The organism is Streptomyces sp. NPDC002795, assembly GCF_042888725.1.
GTDB lineage: Bacteria > Actinomycetota > Actinomycetes > Streptomycetales > Streptomycetaceae > Streptomyces.
Genome location: NZ_JBIAQB010000017.1, coordinates 40,492 through 56,806 on the forward strand (window position 1 = coordinate 40,492; position 16,315 = coordinate 56,806).

The window sequence follows — 16,315 nt, forward strand, 5'->3', positions numbered from 1 at the left end:
GTGAGCATGCCACCCGGCGCGTCACCACACGCGTACCGACGCCCCTGGCGCGAACACCGGGCTCGTCGCGTCCGCGGGCGGCTCCTTGAGCGGTTCGTCGATCTCCGCGACGGTGGGACCGACGCGGGCCGCGATGGGGTCGAGGAGGCCGAGGTCGAACCCGTAGACGCGGGCCGCGTTGCCGCCGACCATCGCGGCGATCTCGTCCTTCGGGAGCCCCGCGTAGGCGATGCGCAGACCTTCGCGCGTGTACGGGTACGTGCCCTCGTCGTGCGGGTAGTCGCTGCCCCACATGATCTTGTCGAGGCCGATCCGGTTGCGCAGGGGCACTTCGTGGGGCCGCATGAAACTCGCGCCTACGTAGCAGTTCTCACGCCACACCGTAGAGGGGCCCTTGCCCATCGAATCGGCGAGCCCCGCACCGAACTTGGCCTCGGCCGTGTTGGCCTTCGTGGCCGCCCTGACCAGGCGCGCGTGGTAGTAGTCCAGCATGTCCAGGACTCCGGGGATCCAGCCCGAGCCCTGCTCCGTGAGGACGAGCCTCAGATCGGGGTGCTTACGGAAGGCGCCGCCGAAGACGAGGTGCCACAGTGCGCGGTGCGAGAACCACGTCGTCTCGACCATGAACACCGCGCGGGCGGCCGGTTCCTCGCCGAGCGGCGGGGACGCCGAACCCGCGTGGTGGTTGACCGGGACGCCGAGCTCGGCGCAGGTCCGCCAGATCGGGTCGTACGTCGACGAGTAGAGCTCCGGAAGGCCCGAGCCCGGCGGCGTACCGGGCAGCAACAGGCCGCCCTTCAGGCCCGCTTCGGCCGCCCAGCGGATCTCCTTGACGGCCTCGTCGACGTCGTTGAGGAGGATCTGGAAGACGCCCGCCCTGCGGCCAGGGGCGGCGGCGCAGAAGTCCGCCAGCCACCGGTTGTGGGCGCGCAGACCGGCCCAGCGCTGCTCGAACTCCTCGCGGGTGGGCGCGGGCGCCATGAGCGAGGCGGACGGGAAGAACGGCGGGATGGTGTTCGGGAAGACGACCTCGGCGACGATGCCGTCCTGCTCCAGCTCTTCGAGGCGACGCTTCGAGTTCCAGTTCCGGTCGGCTGTGTCGGCGACCAGGTCCTCGTACGGGTTCACGTAGCCGGCGGCCCACGCGTCGAACGCGTCGTGGTGCCGCGCCTCCAAGTACGGCTTGTAGTCGAGGAGATCGGCGCCCGCGTGGCAGTCCGCCGAGATGACGGTGTAGCGATCTTGAGCGGCACTCATGGGGTCACCCCGATGTGCGGGAAGTCGTGCTCGGTCAGCCAGTGCCGTCCCACCTCGCGCGAGCGCGCCCAGGACGCCTCCACGGCGCTCTGGTCGGCGTCCTGGCCGAGGTCGGCGGGAGTCGGGCCGATGCGGGCCGCGAGCGGCGCCAGCTTGGCGGTGTCGAAGCCGAACACCTCGGCGGCGGACAGGCCGAGCATCCGCCGGGTCTCCGGGACCGGGATGTCGTGGAAGGTCTTCTTCAACCACGCGCGCGTGTCCGGCCAGGTCCCTTCGGGGTGCGGGAAGTCGCTGCCCCACAGGATGTTGTCGACGCCGATCTCGTAACGCTGGGCGAGTTCGCGGCGCTTGGTGTTGGTGGCACAGACGAAGACCTGCCGGTCCAGGTACTCCGCCGGGGAGCGCTTCAACTCGGCGAACGGGGACAGCTTCTTGCCGCCGTGCGCGCCCAGGTAGAGGCGGTCCATGAACCACAGCAGGTTCGGCAGCCACCAGCAGCCCGACTCGGCGACACCGAACTTCAGCCCCGGATGCCGCTCGAAGGCGCCCGACCAGAGGAGGAACCAGAGCGGCCGGGCCGGCCACCACGTCACTTCGCTTACGTAGATGCCCAGATGGTCGCCGTACTCGTGCCGCGGCGCCGCCCCCGAGTGCGTCACCACCGGCATCTCGCACTCGGCCGCGGCCGCCCACACGGGGTCGTAGCGGCGCGCGTGGTACGGGTCCTGGTCGACCCACATGGAGGGGATCATCAGAGCGCCGAGCCCCGACTCCTTCGCCCGGTGGATCTCCGCGACGACCTTGTCCGGGTCCGCGGTGACGGGCAACAGGGCGACACCGCAGTGTCGTTCCGGGTGCTGCGAGACGAACTCGGCGAGCCAGCGGTTGTGCGCCTGCGCACCCGCCATGCCGAGCTCGGGGTCCTGGTCGCCGGAGAGGCCGAGCCCGACACCGAAGGGCGCCGCCGTCTGGCTGTCCACGGCGTCCGCGTCGGGGAAGACGACCTCGGCGGCCACCCCGTCGCCGTCGAGCTCCTTGAGGCGCTGTGCGGAGTCCCAGCCGCCGCGCAGGCCCTCCTCGTTGTCCTCGAACCACTTGGCGGCGAACGCGTCGTTGCGGATGCCGAGCCGGGTCGCCTCCTCGCGGCGCTTGTCCCGCTCGCCGAGGAACGCGTCGAACTCGCGGTGGAACCGGCTGTTCAGGTAGGGCCGGTACTCCTCGGTGGGCAGTCCGGCGTGGCAGTCGGAGGAGATGATCAGGTACGGGTCTTGGTCGGTCATTCGGTCGTCACACGTCCCCTCGTGCTCAGTCGAGAATGAAGCTCTCCAGGTACGCCGGGTTGCCGCGGTCCAGCATCGACCGCGACCGCGCCCGGATCTGCTTGTCGCTGTGCTCGCTGGCCGGAAGCAGCCAGAACCGGTCCGCCGCGATGCCCTCCGCGACGAAGTCGGCGACCTCCTCCACGGGCGTGAACGCGACCTCGTTCCCGGCCTCCTTCATCGCGGTCTCCCACTGGTCGAGGCTGCGGTACGGCGTCTTACGGGGACGCTCCTTCGCGAACCGGTCGGGCCGGTTGCGGTGCGACTCCCACAGGCCGGTGCGCAACATATGGGGGCCGGGGAACAGCACGGACGCGCCCACGCGCGCGTGCTCCGCCTTCAGATGCGCGTACAGCGACTCGGTCATGGTCACGACGGCCGCCTTCGTGACCGCGTACACGGACGCCGTCGGCAGTGGCGCGATGCCGCCGTCCCCGGAGGACGTGTTGACGATGTGGCCCTCCTCGCCGCCCTCGATCATGCGCGGCACGAAGGCCTGGATGCCGTGGAAGACACCCCACACGTTGACGTTGAACGCCCACTTCCAGTCGTTCGGCTCGTGCTGCCACATGCGGCCCTCGGCGCCCGAGCCGACACCCGCGTTGTTGCACAGCACATGGCAGGCGCCGAACGTCGCGTACGTGTCCGCGGCCAGGTCCATGACCTGCTCGCGCTCGCCGACGTCGACCACGCGCGCGTGCACGGTCGCGCCGGTGCGGCGCAGGTCCTCGGCCGCGCTCTCCAGCGCGCCCTTCTCGACGTCGGCGAGGACCACCTTCAGTCCGTCCGCCGCGAACCGCCGCGCCATGGCGAGCCCGATCCCGCTCGCCGCGCCCGTGACGACGGCGACCTGTCCCTCGCGCAGTTCCATGTCAGGCGCTCCCCTCGGGCGGGCCGTCGTGGATCTGCTGCGGGTCGTCGTAGCGCTGATGGATGTACGGGAGCAGGGCCTGCGCGCTGACCCGCTCGACGACCTTGCCCTTCTGGTCGGTGGTCTTCTCACCGATGGTGATGTCCACCAGGGAACGCACCGGAAGGTCGGCGACCGGGTCGTACATGGACTCCCGCAGGACGACGTCCCCGGTGATCCGCTCCAGCTTCCTGATCTTCTCGTTGCGCAGGCAGTGCACCAGGACCGGCTCCGCGTCGAAACCCGAACCGTCCACTCCTGGAAGGAACTTGAAGTAGAAGTCCGTCTTCTGCGAGGGCTCCGGGATCGGCAGGTCGGCGCTGACGGCGCCGCGCACCTCCACGAACGCGATGCCGTGCCGCGCGAGCGCCGCCGTCACGACGAGCCCGTCGCGCTCCACGGTGACCTCGCCGAGCTTCTTCGGTTCACCGAAGACCTCGCGCCCGCCGATGAGCGCCCGCTCGTGCGTCATCGGCATGACGAGCGGATACCAGCCCTCCACTCCCCCGTGCTCGGCGGCGACGGCCACCGAGCCCGCGCCCAGCGGATAGCCCGGCAGGTCGACCTTGCTGATGTTGGCCCGCACCAGGGGCCGTCCTGTGGGCTTCAGCGGCGGCGGCAGCACCGCGGCCACCGCGTCCGGATCGGATTCCCACACGGCCACCACACCGGTGGACCAGATGTCGGGAAGCTTGCTGCTCGCCGAGCGCGAAGCGGCGATCTCCGCCTCACTGCGCGCTCCGTAGCGTACGCGTGCCATGTCGTACCACCCTTCGTACGAGACGTGATGGGGGTCGTTCGGTCGTTCGCGAGTCGCCTGTAACACAGTTACACCGGAGGCGATGAAGGGTAAAGACATGCGCACAGGGCAAGGACCGGGAGGCGGAAAGTGGCAGCACGCGCACCGCTCACCCGCGAAGAGGTCGTCGCCGTCGCCGCCGACCTCGTCAAGCAGCACGGCCCGCAGGCACTCACCATGCGCAAACTCGCGGCCGAACTGGGCACGGCCGTCACGTCCATCTACTGGCACGTCGGCAACCGCGAGTCCCTGCTCGACGCCCTCGTGGAGCGCACCGTCGCCGACCTCGGCGGCTTCCGGCCCCGCGGCGCCACGCCACAGGACCGCGTCCTCTCCGTCGCCCGCACACTGCGCCGCCGGCTGCGCGCCCACCCGCACCTGATCGCGATGGTCCATGAACGCGGCCTCACCGAGCGGATGTTCCTGCCCGCACAGCAGGCCCTCGTGCACGAGGTGCACGCCGCGGGACTGCGCGGGACGCGCGCCGCCGAGGCCGTGCGCGCGGTCCTCTTCCAGGTCGTCGGCCACGTCCTCGTCGAGCGGAACCGGGAGCGGGCCCCGGCCCAGCACCCGCGCGAAGAGGAACTCTGGGGCGCGGGCACCGCGGAGGAGGACCGGGTGCTGGCCCGCGCGCTCGCCGCGCCCGCCGACCCGGAGCGGATCTTCACAACTTCCGTACGCGCCCTGGTGAAGTCGCTCCTGGACCCGCCCACTTGAGCCGCGACGTGATCCGCGACACGGCTTGTGGGGAAGGCGGCGACCGGAGTGTCAGTCCCGGCCCGTATCCTCTGGGACCATGCTCGAAGACCATCCGACCGCAGCGTCCGCAGCCTCCTGGCCGGCCGCGTATCCGAAGGGATACGCGGTCGTCGACGTGGAGACCACCGGTCTGTCCCGGGACGACCGGATCATCTCCGCCGCCGTCTACCGCCTGGACGCGCGGGGCGATGTCGAGGACCACTGGTACACGCTGGTCAACCCGCAGCGCGACCCAGGCCCCGTGTGGATCCACGGCCTGACGACGGACATGCTCACGGCCGCCCCGCTGTTCCCGGACATCGCCGAGGAGTTCGCCGCGCGCCTCGACGACCGCGTCCTGGTCGCGCACAACGCGGTGTTCGACTGGTCGATGATCGCCCGCGAGTACGCGCGCGCACAGCGCACCGCCCCGGTCCGCCAGCGCCTGTGCACCATCGCGCTCTCCAAGGAGCTGGGCCTGCCGCTGCCCAACCACAAGCTGGAGTCCCTCGCGGCGCACTTCGGCGTCGTACAGGAGCACGCGCACAACGCGCTCGACGACGCGCGCGTGCTCGCGGAGGCGTTCCGCCCGAGCCTGCGCACGGCCGCGGCTTCGAGCGTGCGGCTGCCGCTGCTCGAATGCCGCCCGCTCACCGAGTGGTCGGAAGGCTCGGTGCCGCGTCAGTCCGGGTCCTCCTCCTACCGAGGAGGAGGCGGCGGGGGCACCTGGCGCGCCTCCCGCAAGCGCCCCGCCTGCCCCTACCCGAACCCGGGCCGCTACGAGCCGGACAAGCCGCTCAAGCAGGGCATGCGGGTGGCGTTCTCCGGGGACACGTCGGTCGACCGCGAGCTCCTGGAGGACCGGGCGACCGAAGCGGGCCTCCATGTCGCGACGAGCCTGTCCCGGCTCACCAGCCTCCTGGTGACCAATGACCCGGACTCGTACACGTCGAAGGTCGTGAAGGCGAAGCAGTTCGGGACGCCGGTCATGGACGAGGCGGCGTTCGGACAGCTGTTGCAGGACGTGACGGCGGCGGACGGCGCGTAGGCCACGGGGCCTGGCAGACGGGTGAACGCGGGGCGACTCGCCCCGCGCCCGCTCGCCCGGCGCCGCTTCGGACGCCCACCCTGTGGCGCATGGCACGTTGTGAAGTCTGCGGAAACGACTACGGCATGTCCTTCGAGGTCCATGCCCAGGGAGCGGTCCACGTCTTCGACTGCTTCAGCTGCGCCATCCACCGCATGGCGCCGATCTGCGAGCACTGCCGCTGCCGCATCATCGGGCAGGGCGTCGAGGTCGACGGGCACTGGTTCTGCGGGGCGCACTGCTCCCGCGCGGAGGGGAAGGTGGGCATCGTCGACAACGCCTGAAACCCTCGGCACACGCCCGACACAATCGGGCACACCCCACTGAAAGCACCCCATGCCCGCCGCTGTACGGTCATGGGGTGTACCGCTTCCTGTTGACCCGGCAGTGGGTGATCCTCACCCTGGTCGCCCTCGTCCTCATCCCCACGATGATCTGGCTGGGCATCTGGCAGATGCACCGCTACGAGGAGCGCGACGCCAGGAACCAGCTGGTCACGAACGCGCTCAACGCGAAGCCCGTGCCCGTGGAGGACCTGGCGTCCCCCGGCCACGTCGTCAACAGCCACGAGCGGTACCGCGCGGTGACCGCGAAGGGCCGCTACGACACCGACGACGAGCTCGTGGTGCGACGCCGCGTCAACTCCAACGAAGAGGTCGGCTATCACATCCTGACCCCGTTCGTCCTGAAGGACGGCAGGGTCCTGCTGGTCAACCGCGGCTGGATCCCTGCGAACGGGGCGCAGACCTCCTTCCCGAAGGTCCCCGCCCCGCCGCGCGGCGAGACCACCGTCACCGGCCGTCTGATGCCCAACGAGACGACCGAGGCCAGCGGCATCAAGGACCTCAAGGACCTGCCCGACCGGCAGGTCATGCTGATCAACAGCAAGCAGGAGGCCGAGCGTCTCGGCAGGACGGTGCTCGGCGGCTACGTCGCCCAGACCGCCCCCGCCCCGAAGGGCGACATCCCTGAGCTGGTCGGAGCCCCCGGCAAGGAGGACTCCGCGCTGAACTACGCGTACGCGATCCAGTGGTGGCTGTTCGCCGCCGCGGTGCCCGTGGGCTGGGTGGTGCTGGTGCGGCGCGAGCTGCGGGAGCGGCGACGCAAGGAAGAGACGCCCACGGCCGAGGCCGAGACGCCGGCCGCCGTCGGCTGACCGAGCGCCTCCCGGGACCCGCCCGAAATTTCATGCAACCCCGGGCCGCTGACGGGGAACCCATGGCGTGTGCTCCCACATATCGAGGATTACGCCCTCATCGGTGACCACCAGACCGCCGCGCTCGTCGGCAGGGACGGGTCGATCGACTGGCTGTGCCTGCCCCGGTTCGACTCCCCCGCCTGTTTCGCCGCACTGCTCGGCAACGAGGAGAACGGCCACTGGCGGCTCGCTCCCAAAGGCGCCGACAGCGCCGACAGCGCCTCCGGCGCCGAACACCGCACCACGCGCGCGTACCGCCCCGGCTCCCTCGTGCTCGACACCGAGTGGGAGACCCCGGACGGCAGCGTCCGCGTCACCGACTTCATGCCGCAGCGCGACGAGGCCCCGGACATCGTCCGCATCGTCGAGGGCCTCAGCGGACGCGTCACCCTGCGCGGCACGCTGCGGCTGCGCTTCGACTACGGCTCCGTCGTGCCGTGGATGCGCCGCGCCGACGGCCACCGGGTCGCCGTCGCGGGCCCGGACTCGGCATGGCTGCGCAGCGAACCGGACGTCCACACGTGGGGCGAGGACTTCGGCACCCACTCGGAGTTCACGGTCGAGGCCGGCGAGACCGTCGCCTTCGTCCTGACCTGGCACCCCTCGCACGAGAAGCGCCCGCCGCTGATCGACCCGCACGAGTCGCTGCGGCACAGCCTGGAGGACTGGCAGGCGTGGACGGACCGCTGCACCTACGAAGGCCCGCACAAGGAAGCCGTACTCCGCTCCCTGCTCACGCTCAAGACCCTCATCTACGCGCCGACCGGCGGCATCGTGGCCGCCCCCACCTCCTCGCTGCCCGAGGAGATCGGCGGCGTACGGAACTGGGACTACCGGTACTGCTGGCTGCGCGATTCGACCCTGACGCTCGGCGCGCTGCTCTCGGCCGGCTATCTCGACGAGGCCGAGGCCTGGCGCGACTGGCTGCTGCGGGCCGCCGCGGGCGATCCGGCCGACCTGCAGATCATGTACGGCCTCGCGGGCGAGCGACGCCTTCCCGAGCAGGAGCTCGACTGGCTGAGCGGCTACCGCGACTCCCGCCCCGTGCGCGCGGGCAACGACGCCGCCCATCAGCTGCAGCTGGACGTGTACGGCGAGGTCGTCGACTCCCTCGCGCTCGCCCGCCGCGAGGGGCTGAAGGCCCAACCCCACGCCTGGCGGCTCCAGTTGGCGCTGCTCGACTTCCTGGAGGAGGCGTGGCGCGAACCCGACGAAGGGCTGTGGGAGGTGCGCGGGCCGCGCCGCCACTTCGTGCACTCGAAGGTGATGGTGTGGGTCGCCGCCGACCGCACCGTGCGCGCCATGGAGGACGACCCGCGGCTGCCCGGCGACATCGACCGGCTGCGCAAGCTGCGCGACGCCGTGCACCGGGAGGTGTGCGAGCGCGGCTTCGACGCGGAGCGCGGCACGTTCACCCAGTTCTACGGCTCGTCCGAACTGGACGCGGCCCTGCTGCTCCTGCCGCGCGTCGGCTTTCTGCCGCCGGACGACCCGCGCGTGATCGGCACGGTCGACGCGGTCCGCGAGGAGCTGTCGTACGAGGGTTTCCTGCGTCGCTACAGCGCCGACGACACCGTCGTGGACGGGCTGCCCGGCCAGGAGGGCGCGTTCCTGGTCTGCTCGTTCTGGCTCGCGGACGCGCTGCACATGACAGGGCGTACGGAGGAGGCGCGCGAGCTGTTCGAGCGACTCGTGGCGCTGCGCAACGACGTGGGACTGCTCGCCGAGGAGTACGACCCCGTGGCGGGCCGGCAGCTCGGCAACTTCCCGCAGGCGTTCAGCCATATCGGCCTCGTGGGCACCGCGCTGACCCTGTTCGGCGCGGCGGACGAGGGAGCGGGAGGATAGGGCCATGGATCTTGGACTGAAGAACCGTGTGTACGTAGTCACCGGCGCGACGCGGGGCCTCGGCAACGCGGCCGCGCGCGAGCTGGTCGCCGACGGCGCGAAGGTCGTCATCAGCGGCCGCGACGAGCAGAAGACCAAGGAGGCGGCGGCAGCGCTCGGGCCGAACGCGTACGGCGTCGCCGCCGACAACTCGGACCCGGACGTCGCCGAGCGGCTCATCGGGGCGGCCCGGGAGCAGTTCGGCTCCTTCGACGGGATTCTGGTGAGCGTCGGCGGGCCCGCGCCCGGCTTCGTCGCCGACAACACGGACGAGCAGTGGACGGCCGCGTTCGAGTCCGTGTTCCTCGGGGCGGTGCGGCTCGCGCGGGCGGCCGCGGCGCAGCTGGAGGAGGGCGGGGTCATCGGCTTCGTGCTCTCCGGCTCCGTGCACGAGCCGATCCCAGGGCTGACCATCTCGAACGGGCTGCGGCCCGGGCTCGCCGGTTTCGCCAAGTCCCTCGCGAACGAGCTGGGGCCGCGCGGCATTCGTGTCGTGGGGCTGCTGCCCGCCCGTATCGACACGGACCGGGTGCGCGAGCTGGACGGGATGGCGGCGGACCCGGAAGCGGCGCGGATCGCGCAGGAGTCCCGTATCCCGCTGCGGCGGTACGGGACTCCGGAGGAGTTCGGTCGGGCGGCGGCGTTCTTCCTGTCCCCCGCCGCGTCCTACCTCACCGGTGTGATGCTGCCGGTGGACGGAGGTTTCCGGCACGGTTTCTGACGGTCGGCGGCAGGGCTCAGCTGACCCGTTCCGCGCGGTGCTTGACCGCCCTCAGGCGGACCTCTGTCGGCAGTTCGCTCAGGCCCGCCGAGTCCCTCGCCTGCCTCAGGGATTCCTGGCTCAGCAGGCGCAGGGCCTCGCCGGGAACCGCGTGCGGCTCCAGGCTCAGGGTCGCGCGGGCCAGCGGGCTGGAGCGGCGGCCGGTCAGCCGCACCCCGGCCCGGTCGACCCCGTCCAGGGACTCCGCGCCGCTCACGAGGACGTTCTCCAGGGCCCGGCCCCGCAGCACCGCCCCCTCGCCGTCGCCGCTGTCGACCAGCACCTCGGCGAGCCTGCGGCGCCGCAGTTGAGCCACCAGCCACCACAGGGCGAGCAGCACGACGACGCCGAGCACGGCGATCACCGTCGGCCAGAACCAGCCCTCGTCGTGCCAGCGCGCCCGGTCGGCATCGCTGACCAGCACGTCGTCCGGTCCGTCGTGGATCCACCATGACGGCGGCTTCACCCCGAGCCCGACGGCGAGCACCGAACCGCCGCCGAGTACGAGGACGAGCCCCAGCAACCCCAGCACGATCCGGTTGACGGTCCTGAGCACGCCGCTCACCCCTTCTTCCCCGGCCGTGCGACACGCACGGACAGGCCCGGCGCCTTGCCGAGCCCCAGCTCCTTGATCCCGTCGCCGAGCGTCGCGTCCAAGTCGGCCCGTACGTCGTCGAGTTCACGGAAGTGCGAGAGCGCCCGCACGTCCACCTTGGAGCGCTTCATACGGACCCGTACGGACTGCACGCCCGACACCTCCATGGCCCGGTCGCGCAGCACCATCGCCGCGGCGTCCCGGTACAGCACCGCGCGGACCTCGGGGTGGGTACGGCGCATCGGCAGCAGGGCGCGCAGCCCGGGCGTCGCCGCGAGCAGGATCAGCCACAGGCCGAGCGCGGCCGCGACGCCCGCGCCGACGAGGACCGCGGTGTCGTCGAGGGGCCGCGTGGAGAGCTCGTCCGCGAGCGTCTGCCGCCACTGCATCGACGCGCGGCCCGCCCGCACCGCTGCCACGTCGTAGAGCAGCAGTCCGGCGGCGGCCAGGATCACCAGGGCCACGAGCGCCGCGGGGACGCGCCGCCCCGACCAGAAACGGCTCGCCTTCGGTTCGCTGTCCAGCGTCGGATGTGGTTCGTACGAGGCGGCGGACGCCGACTGGTCGAGCGAGCTTCCGTCCCGCTCGACCACCGGAATCGGCCGGGTGGGTTCACTCATCGGAGCCTCCCCCGGTCCGTGCCACGAGTGTGCGCCGAGTGCAGCCGCTCGACCTGGACGGCCACCTCGGGCACTTCCATTCCCGCCAACTCCCTTACCCGCTGGGACACTTGACGACGCACAGCGCCGCACTGGCGGCCGATGTCCGTCGGGTACTCCAGCTCAAGGCTGATCCGGACCCGCGCGCTGTCCTGCCGTACGGTGACCGTGGCGCCCGGCGCCGCACCGTCCTCGGGGATCCGACTCAGTGCCTCTCGTGCCGCGTGCGCGGCGATCTTCGCGACGACCCGGTCGGCGATCCGGGTCGCGCCGCGCTCGGCCGGCGCGACCTGTGCCGCCATCGGTCACCCCCGCCGATCGCCGCGCGAACGGAAGAACTCGCCGACTTCCAGGTCCCCTTCCAGGAACCTGCCCGCGACGAAACCGATGGCGCCGAGCGCCGCCACCAGTAGGAAGGCCCCGAAACCGCCGAAGTATCCGGCGAATCCGAGGGCCATGCCGGCGATCATGCCGACCACGGCCAGATTCATCGTGCGCTCCTCCTAGGGAAGCCCGTAGCTGTGCCGACGGATGTCACTGGAGCCGGGACTCCGGCTCTTCGTCCTCTTCGTCCGGCAGCTTCACGTCGCTGACGGCGATGTTGACCTCGACGACCTCGAGCCCGGTCATGCGCTCGACGGCGACGATCACGTTCTCCCGGACGGCGCGCGCGGTGTCCGCGATCGACACGCCGTACTCGACGACGATCTCCAGATCGAGCGCCGTCTGTACCTCGCCGACCTCGGCCTTCACTCCGCGCGACACGGACTTGGCGCCGCCGGGGACCCGGTCGCGCACCGCGCCGAACGTACGGGAGATGCCGCTGCCCATGGCGTGGACGCCCTCGACGTCGCGCGCCGCGAGGCCCGCGATCTTCTCGACGACGCCGTCGGCGATGGTGGTCCGCCCCCTGTTGGCGGGATCACCGCCGCCCCGCTTGGTCACATTGGCCTTGGCTGCGGCCGGACCGGGCGTCTCGCCCGGCTTCTGCGCGGTGTCACTCATCGGGCCGTCCCCTCGGTGAGGTGCGATATCGGTGGGGTGTTGCTTTCTTTTGCCCACATTAGGTCCAGCAACAGGAAGGCGCGCTCGCAATGGGGCAGCCTGGGGCAATGACGGCTGATCGATGGACACAGGCAGTGCGTACGCAGCTGGGACTCGGCAGACTGCTGCCGCTCGGCGGGCCGCAGGACGGCGCGTGGCTCACGGAACCGGCGGCGACACAGGCGCTGCGCCGTGCGGTCCAAGGGCTGCACGGCGTACGCCTAGGAGCGCTGCGTATCGGTCTCGCCGACCCCGACACGGCGGCGGAGCCCGCGGTGCCGGCCCCGCCGAGCGCGCTGCCGCCGGGGTCGTTGCGGCTCACCGCGGACTGTGCGGCGACGACGGACGAACCGCTGCCGGTTGCCGCCGATCGGCTGAGGGAGGCGCTCGCGGGGGCGGCGGAGTGGGTCGGCCTGGTGGTGACGGAGGTCGACCTCCAGATCACGGCGCTGCTCGATGAGGCCGATCAGGTGGCGGAAGCGGATTCCGGTTCCGCCGGGGAGCCGGATCCCGCCGCTTCGAAGCCGACCGCTCCCTCGGGGGACGCGGGCCGCGCCGCCGAGGCCGCGCTCGCGGTGCCGGGGGTGAGCCGGCTGACCGGGGCGCTGGGCGGACTCGGGCGCGCGGTCCACATCGAGGAGCAGCCCGGGGAGGCGGCACTCCCCCGTCGTCACGTGCGGGTGGAGCTGGCGGTGTCCGCGGACGTCCGCGCCATCGAGGTGACCGGGGCCGTTCGGGCGGCGGTGGCGAAGGCGCTCCCCAACAACCCGACGGTCGCGGTGCTGGTCACGGAGCTCACGACGTAGACCGGCGTGACGTCAGTCGCCCAGCCCCGCCAGGTCACGCAGCCGGCGGCCCTGGGCCGCTCGCTCCGCGGTGCGCTGGTCGTCGAGGGTGCGGTCGGCCGCGCCCTGGAGCAGCGCCTTCGTCTCGATCACGGCGTCGCGGGGTGCGGCGACGAGCGCCGCGACCAGGTCCTGGGTCGCGTCCGCGAGTTCGCCCGCGGGGACGGACACGTTGGCCAGGCCGCTGCGTACCGCCTCGTCGGCGTGGACGTAGCGCCCGGTGACGCAGATTTCGAGGGCGCGCGCGTATCCGACCAACGCGACGAGGGGATGCGAGCCCGTCAGGTCCGGCACCAGGCCGAGGCTGGTCTCGCGCATGGAGAACTGCACGTCGTCGGCGACGACGCGCAGATCGCAGGAGAGGGCGAGCTGGAACCCGGCCCCGATGGCGTGCCCCTGGACCGCGGCGACGGACAGGATGTCGCTGCGCCGCAGCCAGGTGAACGCGGCCTGGTACTCGGCGATCGTCGCGTCGAGGACGTCGTCGTCGCCGCGTGCCAGGTCGAGGAAGGACGGCTCGCCGTCGAAGCCCTCGGGCGTGAAGGCCTGACGGTCGAGGCCCGCGGAGAAGGACTTGCCCTCACCGCGCACGATGACGACCCGCACGGAACCCGGCAGGGCGTTCCCGGCCTCACCCAACGCCCGCCACAGCGCGGGACTCTGGACGTTGCGCTTGTCCGGGTTGGTCAGGCTGACCGTGGCGATCGCATCGTCGACGGTGAGCCGGACGCCGTCCTGGTCGAGCAGCGGTGCGGGCAGGTTCATCTGGGCCTCCGGGTCTGCGCAGCCGAACATAAGTGACTGCACAGTAACCACCCGGCCGGACAGCGGACCGACCGGGTGGTCAGTTGGAGCCAGTGCACCGAACGCGCCCTACGAGGGTCAGGCCGACGTGGCCTTCTTGCCTCGCGTGGCCCCGCCGCGACCGCGCAGCGTGACCCCGGATTCGCTCAGCATCCGGTGCACAAAGCCATACGAGCGGCCGGTCTCCTCGGCCAATGCCCGAATGCTCGCACCGGAGTCGTACTTCTTCTTCAGGTCTGCCGCGAGCTTGTCGCGCGCGGCGCCGGTTACCCGGCTGCCCTTCTTCAGAGTCTCGGCCACCCGTGCCTCCTCATGGGAAGTGCGCTCTGGATTTCCCATGATCACCCCTTGCGGGCTTCCTGGCCACCCATTCGGCAAGGTCCATAGACCCCCAATTCCGGGCGCGACGGGGATCCACACGAGTGGAATCCGGAATTCCGGCGTGGTTTCCCGGCCCTGAAAAGCGCCTGCGCGACAGAAGTGGCAGGTCAGCCACCGCCCAGGCGCCACAAGGGCGCCATGGACGACGCGGCCGCGAATTCCGTGCACGACACACCTGGGTACGAGGCGATCTCACCCAGATGAAGGATCACGGATCGGCCGAATGATCCAGACGGAGTGGATCATTCAATGGATCAACCGGTGACCGGGGCGTGGATCAGCCCGGCGATCACCGAGTGGATCATGCGAGGGCCACGAGATCCGCGTACGTCTGGCCCCACAGGTCCTCGATTCCGTCCGGAAGCAGAATGATCCGCTCCGGCTGCAGCGCGTCCACGGCGCCCTCGTCGTGCGTGACGAGGACGACGGCACCCTTGTAGGTGCGCAGCGCGCCGAGGATCTCCTCGCGGCTTGCCGGGTCGAGGTTGTTCGTGGGCTCGTCGAGGAGCAGCACGTTCGCCGACGACACGACGAGCGTGGCGAGCGCCAGGCGGGTCTTCTCGCCGCCCGAGAGGACCCCGGCCGGCTTGTCGACGTCGTCGCCGGAGAACAGGAACGAGCCGAGCGTCTTGCGCACCTGGATCAGGTCCAGGTCGGGGGCGGCGGAGCGCATGTTCTCCAGGACCGTGCGCTCCGGGTCGAGGGTCTCGTGCTCCTGCGCGTAGTAGCCGAGCTTGAGGCCGTGGCCCTCGATGACCTGGCCCGTGTCGGGCTTCTCGGCGCCGCCGAGGAGCTTGAGCAAGGTCGTCTTGCCCGCGCCGTTGAGGCCGAGGATGACGACGCGCGAGCCCTTGTCGATGGCCAGGTCGACGTCCGTGAAGATCTCCAGGGAGCCGTACGACTTCGACAGGCCCTCGGCCATCAGCGGCGTCTTGCCGCACGGCGAGGGCTCGGGGAAGCGCAGCTTGGCGACCTTGTCGGACTGGCGGACCTCGTCGAGACCGGCGAGGAGCTTGTCGGCGCGCTTGGCCATGTTCTGCGCGGCGACGGTCTTGGTCGCCTTGGCCCGCATCTTGTCGGCCTGCGCGTGCAGCGTGGAGGCCTTCTTCTCGGCGTTCTGCCGCTCGCGCTTGCGGCGCTTCTCGTCGTCCTCGCGCTGCTGCTGGTAGAGCTTCCAGCCCATGTTGTAGACGTCGATCTGGGAGCGGTTGGCGTCCAGGTAGAAGACCTTGTTGACGACCGTCTCCATCAGCTCGACGTCGTGGGAGATCACGATGAAGCCGCCGCTGTAGCTCTTGAGGTAGTCGCGCAGCCAGACGATCGAGTCCGCGTCCAGGTGGTTCGTGGGCTCGTCGAGGAGCAGGGTGTCCGCGTCCGAGAAGAGGATCCGGGCCAGCTCGATACGGCGCCGCTGACCGCCGGAGAGCGTGTGCAGGGGCTGGCCGAGCACACGGTCGGGGAGGTTCAGCGCGGCGGCGATGGTGGCGGCCTCGGCCTCGGCGGCGTACCCGCCCTTGGTGAGGAACTCCGTCTCCTGGCGCTCGTACTGCCGCAGGGCCTTGGCCTGTGTGGCGCCCGAGCCGGTCGCGATGCGCTGCTCGTTCTCGCGCATCTTGCGGATCAGGGTGTCCAGACCGCGCGCCGAGAGGATGCGGTCGCGGGCCAGCACGTCGAGGTCGCCGGTGCGCGGATCCTGCGGGAGGTAGCCGACCTCGCCGGAGCGGCTGATGGTGCCGCCGGCCGGGATGCCCTCGCCGGCCAGGCACTTCGTGAGGGTCGTCTTGCCCGCTCCGTTACGGCCGACCAGGCCGATGCGGTCGCCCTTGGCGATACGGAAGTTGGCGTTCTCGATGAGCATGCGCGCGCCCGCGCGCAGTTCGATGCCGGATGCGGTGATCAAGGGAAGTACTCCAGGACAGGATTAACGGCTGGTTGACAGGGCGGGGGGCCAATCAGCGCCGCTAATGCACCCAGAGAAGGAACGTCATACGAACCAGTTTACCGGTGACGTGCAAGCTCTTTTCCCAGGCCT

General features: G+C 71.0%; 19 protein-coding genes. 7 read left to right on the plus strand and 12 right to left on the minus strand.

Annotated elements, in window-relative coordinates:
• Positions 1 to 21: 21 nt before the first annotated feature.
• The 4 genes from ACFYWS_RS36860 to ACFYWS_RS36875 are packed head-to-tail and all read right to left on the minus strand — an operon-like array spanning position 22 to position 4,246.
• A complete protein-coding gene (locus ACFYWS_RS36860; RefSeq protein WP_389283780.1) occupies positions 22 to 1,257 on the minus strand; it encodes an amidohydrolase family protein in 1,236 nt (411 codons plus the stop codon).
• Complete coding sequence (locus ACFYWS_RS36865) at positions 1,254 to 2,537, minus strand: amidohydrolase family protein (RefSeq protein ID WP_389283782.1); 1,284 nt, start codon at positions 2,535 to 2,537, stop codon at positions 1,254 to 1,256. The genes ACFYWS_RS36860 and ACFYWS_RS36865 overlap by 4 nt, the downstream gene beginning before the upstream one ends.
• A 25-nt stretch (positions 2,538 to 2,562) precedes the next feature.
• Positions 2,563 to 3,447 carry an SDR family NAD(P)-dependent oxidoreductase gene (locus tag ACFYWS_RS36870; RefSeq protein ID WP_389283784.1) on the minus strand — a complete coding sequence of 295 codons (885 nt, stop codon included), beginning with the start codon at positions 3,445 to 3,447 and terminating at the stop codon, positions 2,563 to 2,565.
• Position 3,448: 1 nt separating this feature from the next.
• Positions 3,449 to 4,246 (minus strand): acetoacetate decarboxylase family protein, encoded by a 798-nt coding sequence (locus ACFYWS_RS36875; RefSeq protein ID WP_389283786.1) that lies wholly within the window; start codon positions 4,244 to 4,246, stop codon positions 3,449 to 3,451.
• A gap of 129 nt (positions 4,247 to 4,375) precedes the next feature.
• Between ACFYWS_RS36875 and ACFYWS_RS36880 the strand changes: the two genes are divergently transcribed.
• The 6 genes from ACFYWS_RS36880 (at position 4,376) to ACFYWS_RS36905 (ending at position 9,916) form a co-directional block, all read left to right on the plus strand.
• Positions 4,376 to 5,002 carry a TetR/AcrR family transcriptional regulator gene (locus tag ACFYWS_RS36880; RefSeq protein WP_389283787.1) on the plus strand — a complete coding sequence of 209 codons (627 nt, stop codon included), beginning with the start codon at positions 4,376 to 4,378 and terminating at the stop codon, positions 5,000 to 5,002.
• A gap of 79 nt (positions 5,003 to 5,081) precedes the next feature.
• Positions 5,082 to 6,071 carry a DEDDh family exonuclease gene (locus ACFYWS_RS36885; RefSeq protein ID WP_389283789.1) on the plus strand — a complete coding sequence of 330 codons (990 nt, stop codon included), beginning with the start codon at positions 5,082 to 5,084 and terminating at the stop codon, positions 6,069 to 6,071.
• A gap of 89 nt (positions 6,072 to 6,160) precedes the next feature.
• Complete coding sequence (locus tag ACFYWS_RS36890; RefSeq protein WP_351336486.1) at positions 6,161 to 6,394, plus strand: hypothetical protein; 234 nt, start codon at positions 6,161 to 6,163, stop codon at positions 6,392 to 6,394.
• A 77-nt stretch (positions 6,395 to 6,471) separates the two neighbouring features.
• Positions 6,472 to 7,266: an SURF1 family protein gene (locus tag ACFYWS_RS36895; protein ID WP_389283790.1), complete on the plus strand. Its 795-nt coding sequence runs from the start codon at positions 6,472 to 6,474 to the stop codon at positions 7,264 to 7,266.
• 69 nt (positions 7,267 to 7,335) lie between these two features.
• Positions 7,336 to 9,156 carry a glycoside hydrolase family 15 protein gene (locus ACFYWS_RS36900; RefSeq protein WP_389283791.1) on the plus strand — a complete coding sequence of 607 codons (1,821 nt, stop codon included), beginning with the start codon at positions 7,336 to 7,338 and terminating at the stop codon, positions 9,154 to 9,156.
• Positions 9,157 to 9,160: 4 nt separating this feature from the next.
• Positions 9,161 to 9,916 (plus strand): SDR family oxidoreductase, encoded by a 756-nt coding sequence (locus ACFYWS_RS36905; RefSeq protein WP_389283793.1) that lies wholly within the window; start codon positions 9,161 to 9,163, stop codon positions 9,914 to 9,916.
• Positions 9,917 to 9,932: 16 nt separating this feature from the next.
• Here ACFYWS_RS36905 and amaP read toward each other — a convergent pair whose 3' ends face one another.
• Genes amaP through ACFYWS_RS36930 form a run of 5 tightly spaced genes read right to left on the minus strand, consistent with a single transcriptional unit; the run spans position 9,933 to position 12,214 of the window.
• Positions 9,933 to 10,520, minus strand: coding sequence for an alkaline shock response membrane anchor protein AmaP (gene amaP, locus ACFYWS_RS36910; protein WP_389283795.1), 588 nt, complete (start codon positions 10,518 to 10,520; stop codon positions 9,933 to 9,935).
• Positions 10,517 to 11,170 (minus strand): DUF6286 domain-containing protein, encoded by a 654-nt coding sequence (locus tag ACFYWS_RS36915; RefSeq protein WP_389283797.1) that lies wholly within the window; start codon positions 11,168 to 11,170, stop codon positions 10,517 to 10,519. The genes amaP and ACFYWS_RS36915 overlap by 4 nt, the downstream gene beginning before the upstream one ends.
• Positions 11,167 to 11,511, minus strand: coding sequence for an Asp23/Gls24 family envelope stress response protein (locus ACFYWS_RS36920; RefSeq protein ID WP_389283798.1), 345 nt, complete (start codon positions 11,509 to 11,511; stop codon positions 11,167 to 11,169). The genes ACFYWS_RS36915 and ACFYWS_RS36920 overlap by 4 nt, the downstream gene beginning before the upstream one ends.
• A gap of 3 nt (positions 11,512 to 11,514) precedes the next feature.
• Positions 11,515 to 11,700, minus strand: coding sequence for a hypothetical protein (locus tag ACFYWS_RS36925; protein WP_266721070.1), 186 nt, complete (start codon positions 11,698 to 11,700; stop codon positions 11,515 to 11,517).
• A gap of 43 nt (positions 11,701 to 11,743) precedes the next feature.
• Complete coding sequence (locus tag ACFYWS_RS36930; protein ID WP_389283800.1) at positions 11,744 to 12,214, minus strand: Asp23/Gls24 family envelope stress response protein; 471 nt, start codon at positions 12,212 to 12,214, stop codon at positions 11,744 to 11,746.
• A 107-nt stretch (positions 12,215 to 12,321) separates the two neighbouring features.
• Here ACFYWS_RS36930 and ACFYWS_RS36935 point away from each other — a divergent pair, with 107 nt between their 5' ends.
• A complete protein-coding gene (locus ACFYWS_RS36935) occupies positions 12,322 to 13,059 on the plus strand; it encodes a nucleopolyhedrovirus P10 family protein (protein WP_389283802.1) in 738 nt (245 codons plus the stop codon).
• 12 nt (positions 13,060 to 13,071) lie between these two features.
• Here the strand turns inward: ACFYWS_RS36935 and ACFYWS_RS36940 are convergent, their stop codons facing one another.
• The 3 genes from ACFYWS_RS36940 to ACFYWS_RS36950 all read right to left on the minus strand — a co-directional run bounded on the left by ACFYWS_RS36940 (position 13,072) and on the right by ACFYWS_RS36950 (position 16,183).
• Positions 13,072 to 13,863: an enoyl-CoA hydratase/isomerase family protein gene (locus ACFYWS_RS36940; protein ID WP_389283804.1), complete on the minus strand. Its 792-nt coding sequence runs from the start codon at positions 13,861 to 13,863 to the stop codon at positions 13,072 to 13,074.
• 117 nt (positions 13,864 to 13,980) lie between these two features.
• On the minus strand, positions 13,981 to 14,202 hold the full coding sequence (locus ACFYWS_RS36945) for a helix-turn-helix domain-containing protein (protein ID WP_009337982.1): 222 nt from the start codon (positions 14,200 to 14,202) through the stop codon (positions 13,981 to 13,983).
• 382 nt (positions 14,203 to 14,584) lie between these two features.
• Positions 14,585 to 16,183, minus strand: a complete 1,599-nt coding sequence (locus ACFYWS_RS36950) for an ABC-F family ATP-binding cassette domain-containing protein (protein WP_389283806.1) — start codon at positions 16,181 to 16,183, stop codon at positions 14,585 to 14,587.
• Positions 16,184 to 16,315: the final 132 nt, after the last annotated feature.

Bases quoted from the DNA above. Each gene is read 5' to 3' on its own strand.
- ACFYWS_RS36870 (WP_389283784.1), bottom strand. From the start codon at position 3,447: ATGGAACTGCGCGAGGGACAGGTCGCCGTCGTCACGGGCGCGGCGAGC.
- ACFYWS_RS36935 (WP_389283802.1), top strand. From the start codon at position 12,322: ATGACGGCTGATCGATGGACACAGGCAGTGCGTACGCAGCTGGGACTC.
- ACFYWS_RS36940 (WP_389283804.1), bottom strand. From the start codon at position 13,863: ATGAACCTGCCCGCACCGCTGCTCGACCAGGACGGCGTCCGGCTCACC.
- ACFYWS_RS36875 (WP_389283786.1), bottom strand. From the start codon at position 4,246: ATGGCACGCGTACGCTACGGAGCGCGCAGTGAGGCGGAGATCGCCGCT.
- ACFYWS_RS36890 (WP_351336486.1), top strand. From the start codon at position 6,161: ATGGCACGTTGTGAAGTCTGCGGAAACGACTACGGCATGTCCTTCGAG.
- ACFYWS_RS36905 (WP_389283793.1), top strand. From the start codon at position 9,161: ATGGATCTTGGACTGAAGAACCGTGTGTACGTAGTCACCGGCGCGACG.
- ACFYWS_RS36930 (WP_389283800.1), bottom strand. From the start codon at position 12,214: ATGAGTGACACCGCGCAGAAGCCGGGCGAGACGCCCGGTCCGGCCGCA.
- ACFYWS_RS36885 (WP_389283789.1), top strand. From the start codon at position 5,082: ATGCTCGAAGACCATCCGACCGCAGCGTCCGCAGCCTCCTGGCCGGCC.
- ACFYWS_RS36860 (WP_389283780.1), bottom strand. From the start codon at position 1,257: ATGAGTGCCGCTCAAGATCGCTACACCGTCATCTCGGCGGACTGCCAC.
- ACFYWS_RS36920 (WP_389283798.1), bottom strand. From the start codon at position 11,511: ATGGCGGCACAGGTCGCGCCGGCCGAGCGCGGCGCGACCCGGATCGCC.
- ACFYWS_RS36915 (WP_389283797.1), bottom strand. From the start codon at position 11,170: ATGAGTGAACCCACCCGGCCGATTCCGGTGGTCGAGCGGGACGGAAGC.
- ACFYWS_RS36925 (WP_266721070.1), bottom strand. From the start codon at position 11,700: ATGAATCTGGCCGTGGTCGGCATGATCGCCGGCATGGCCCTCGGATTC.
- ACFYWS_RS36865 (WP_389283782.1), bottom strand. From the start codon at position 2,537: ATGACCGACCAAGACCCGTACCTGATCATCTCCTCCGACTGCCACGCC.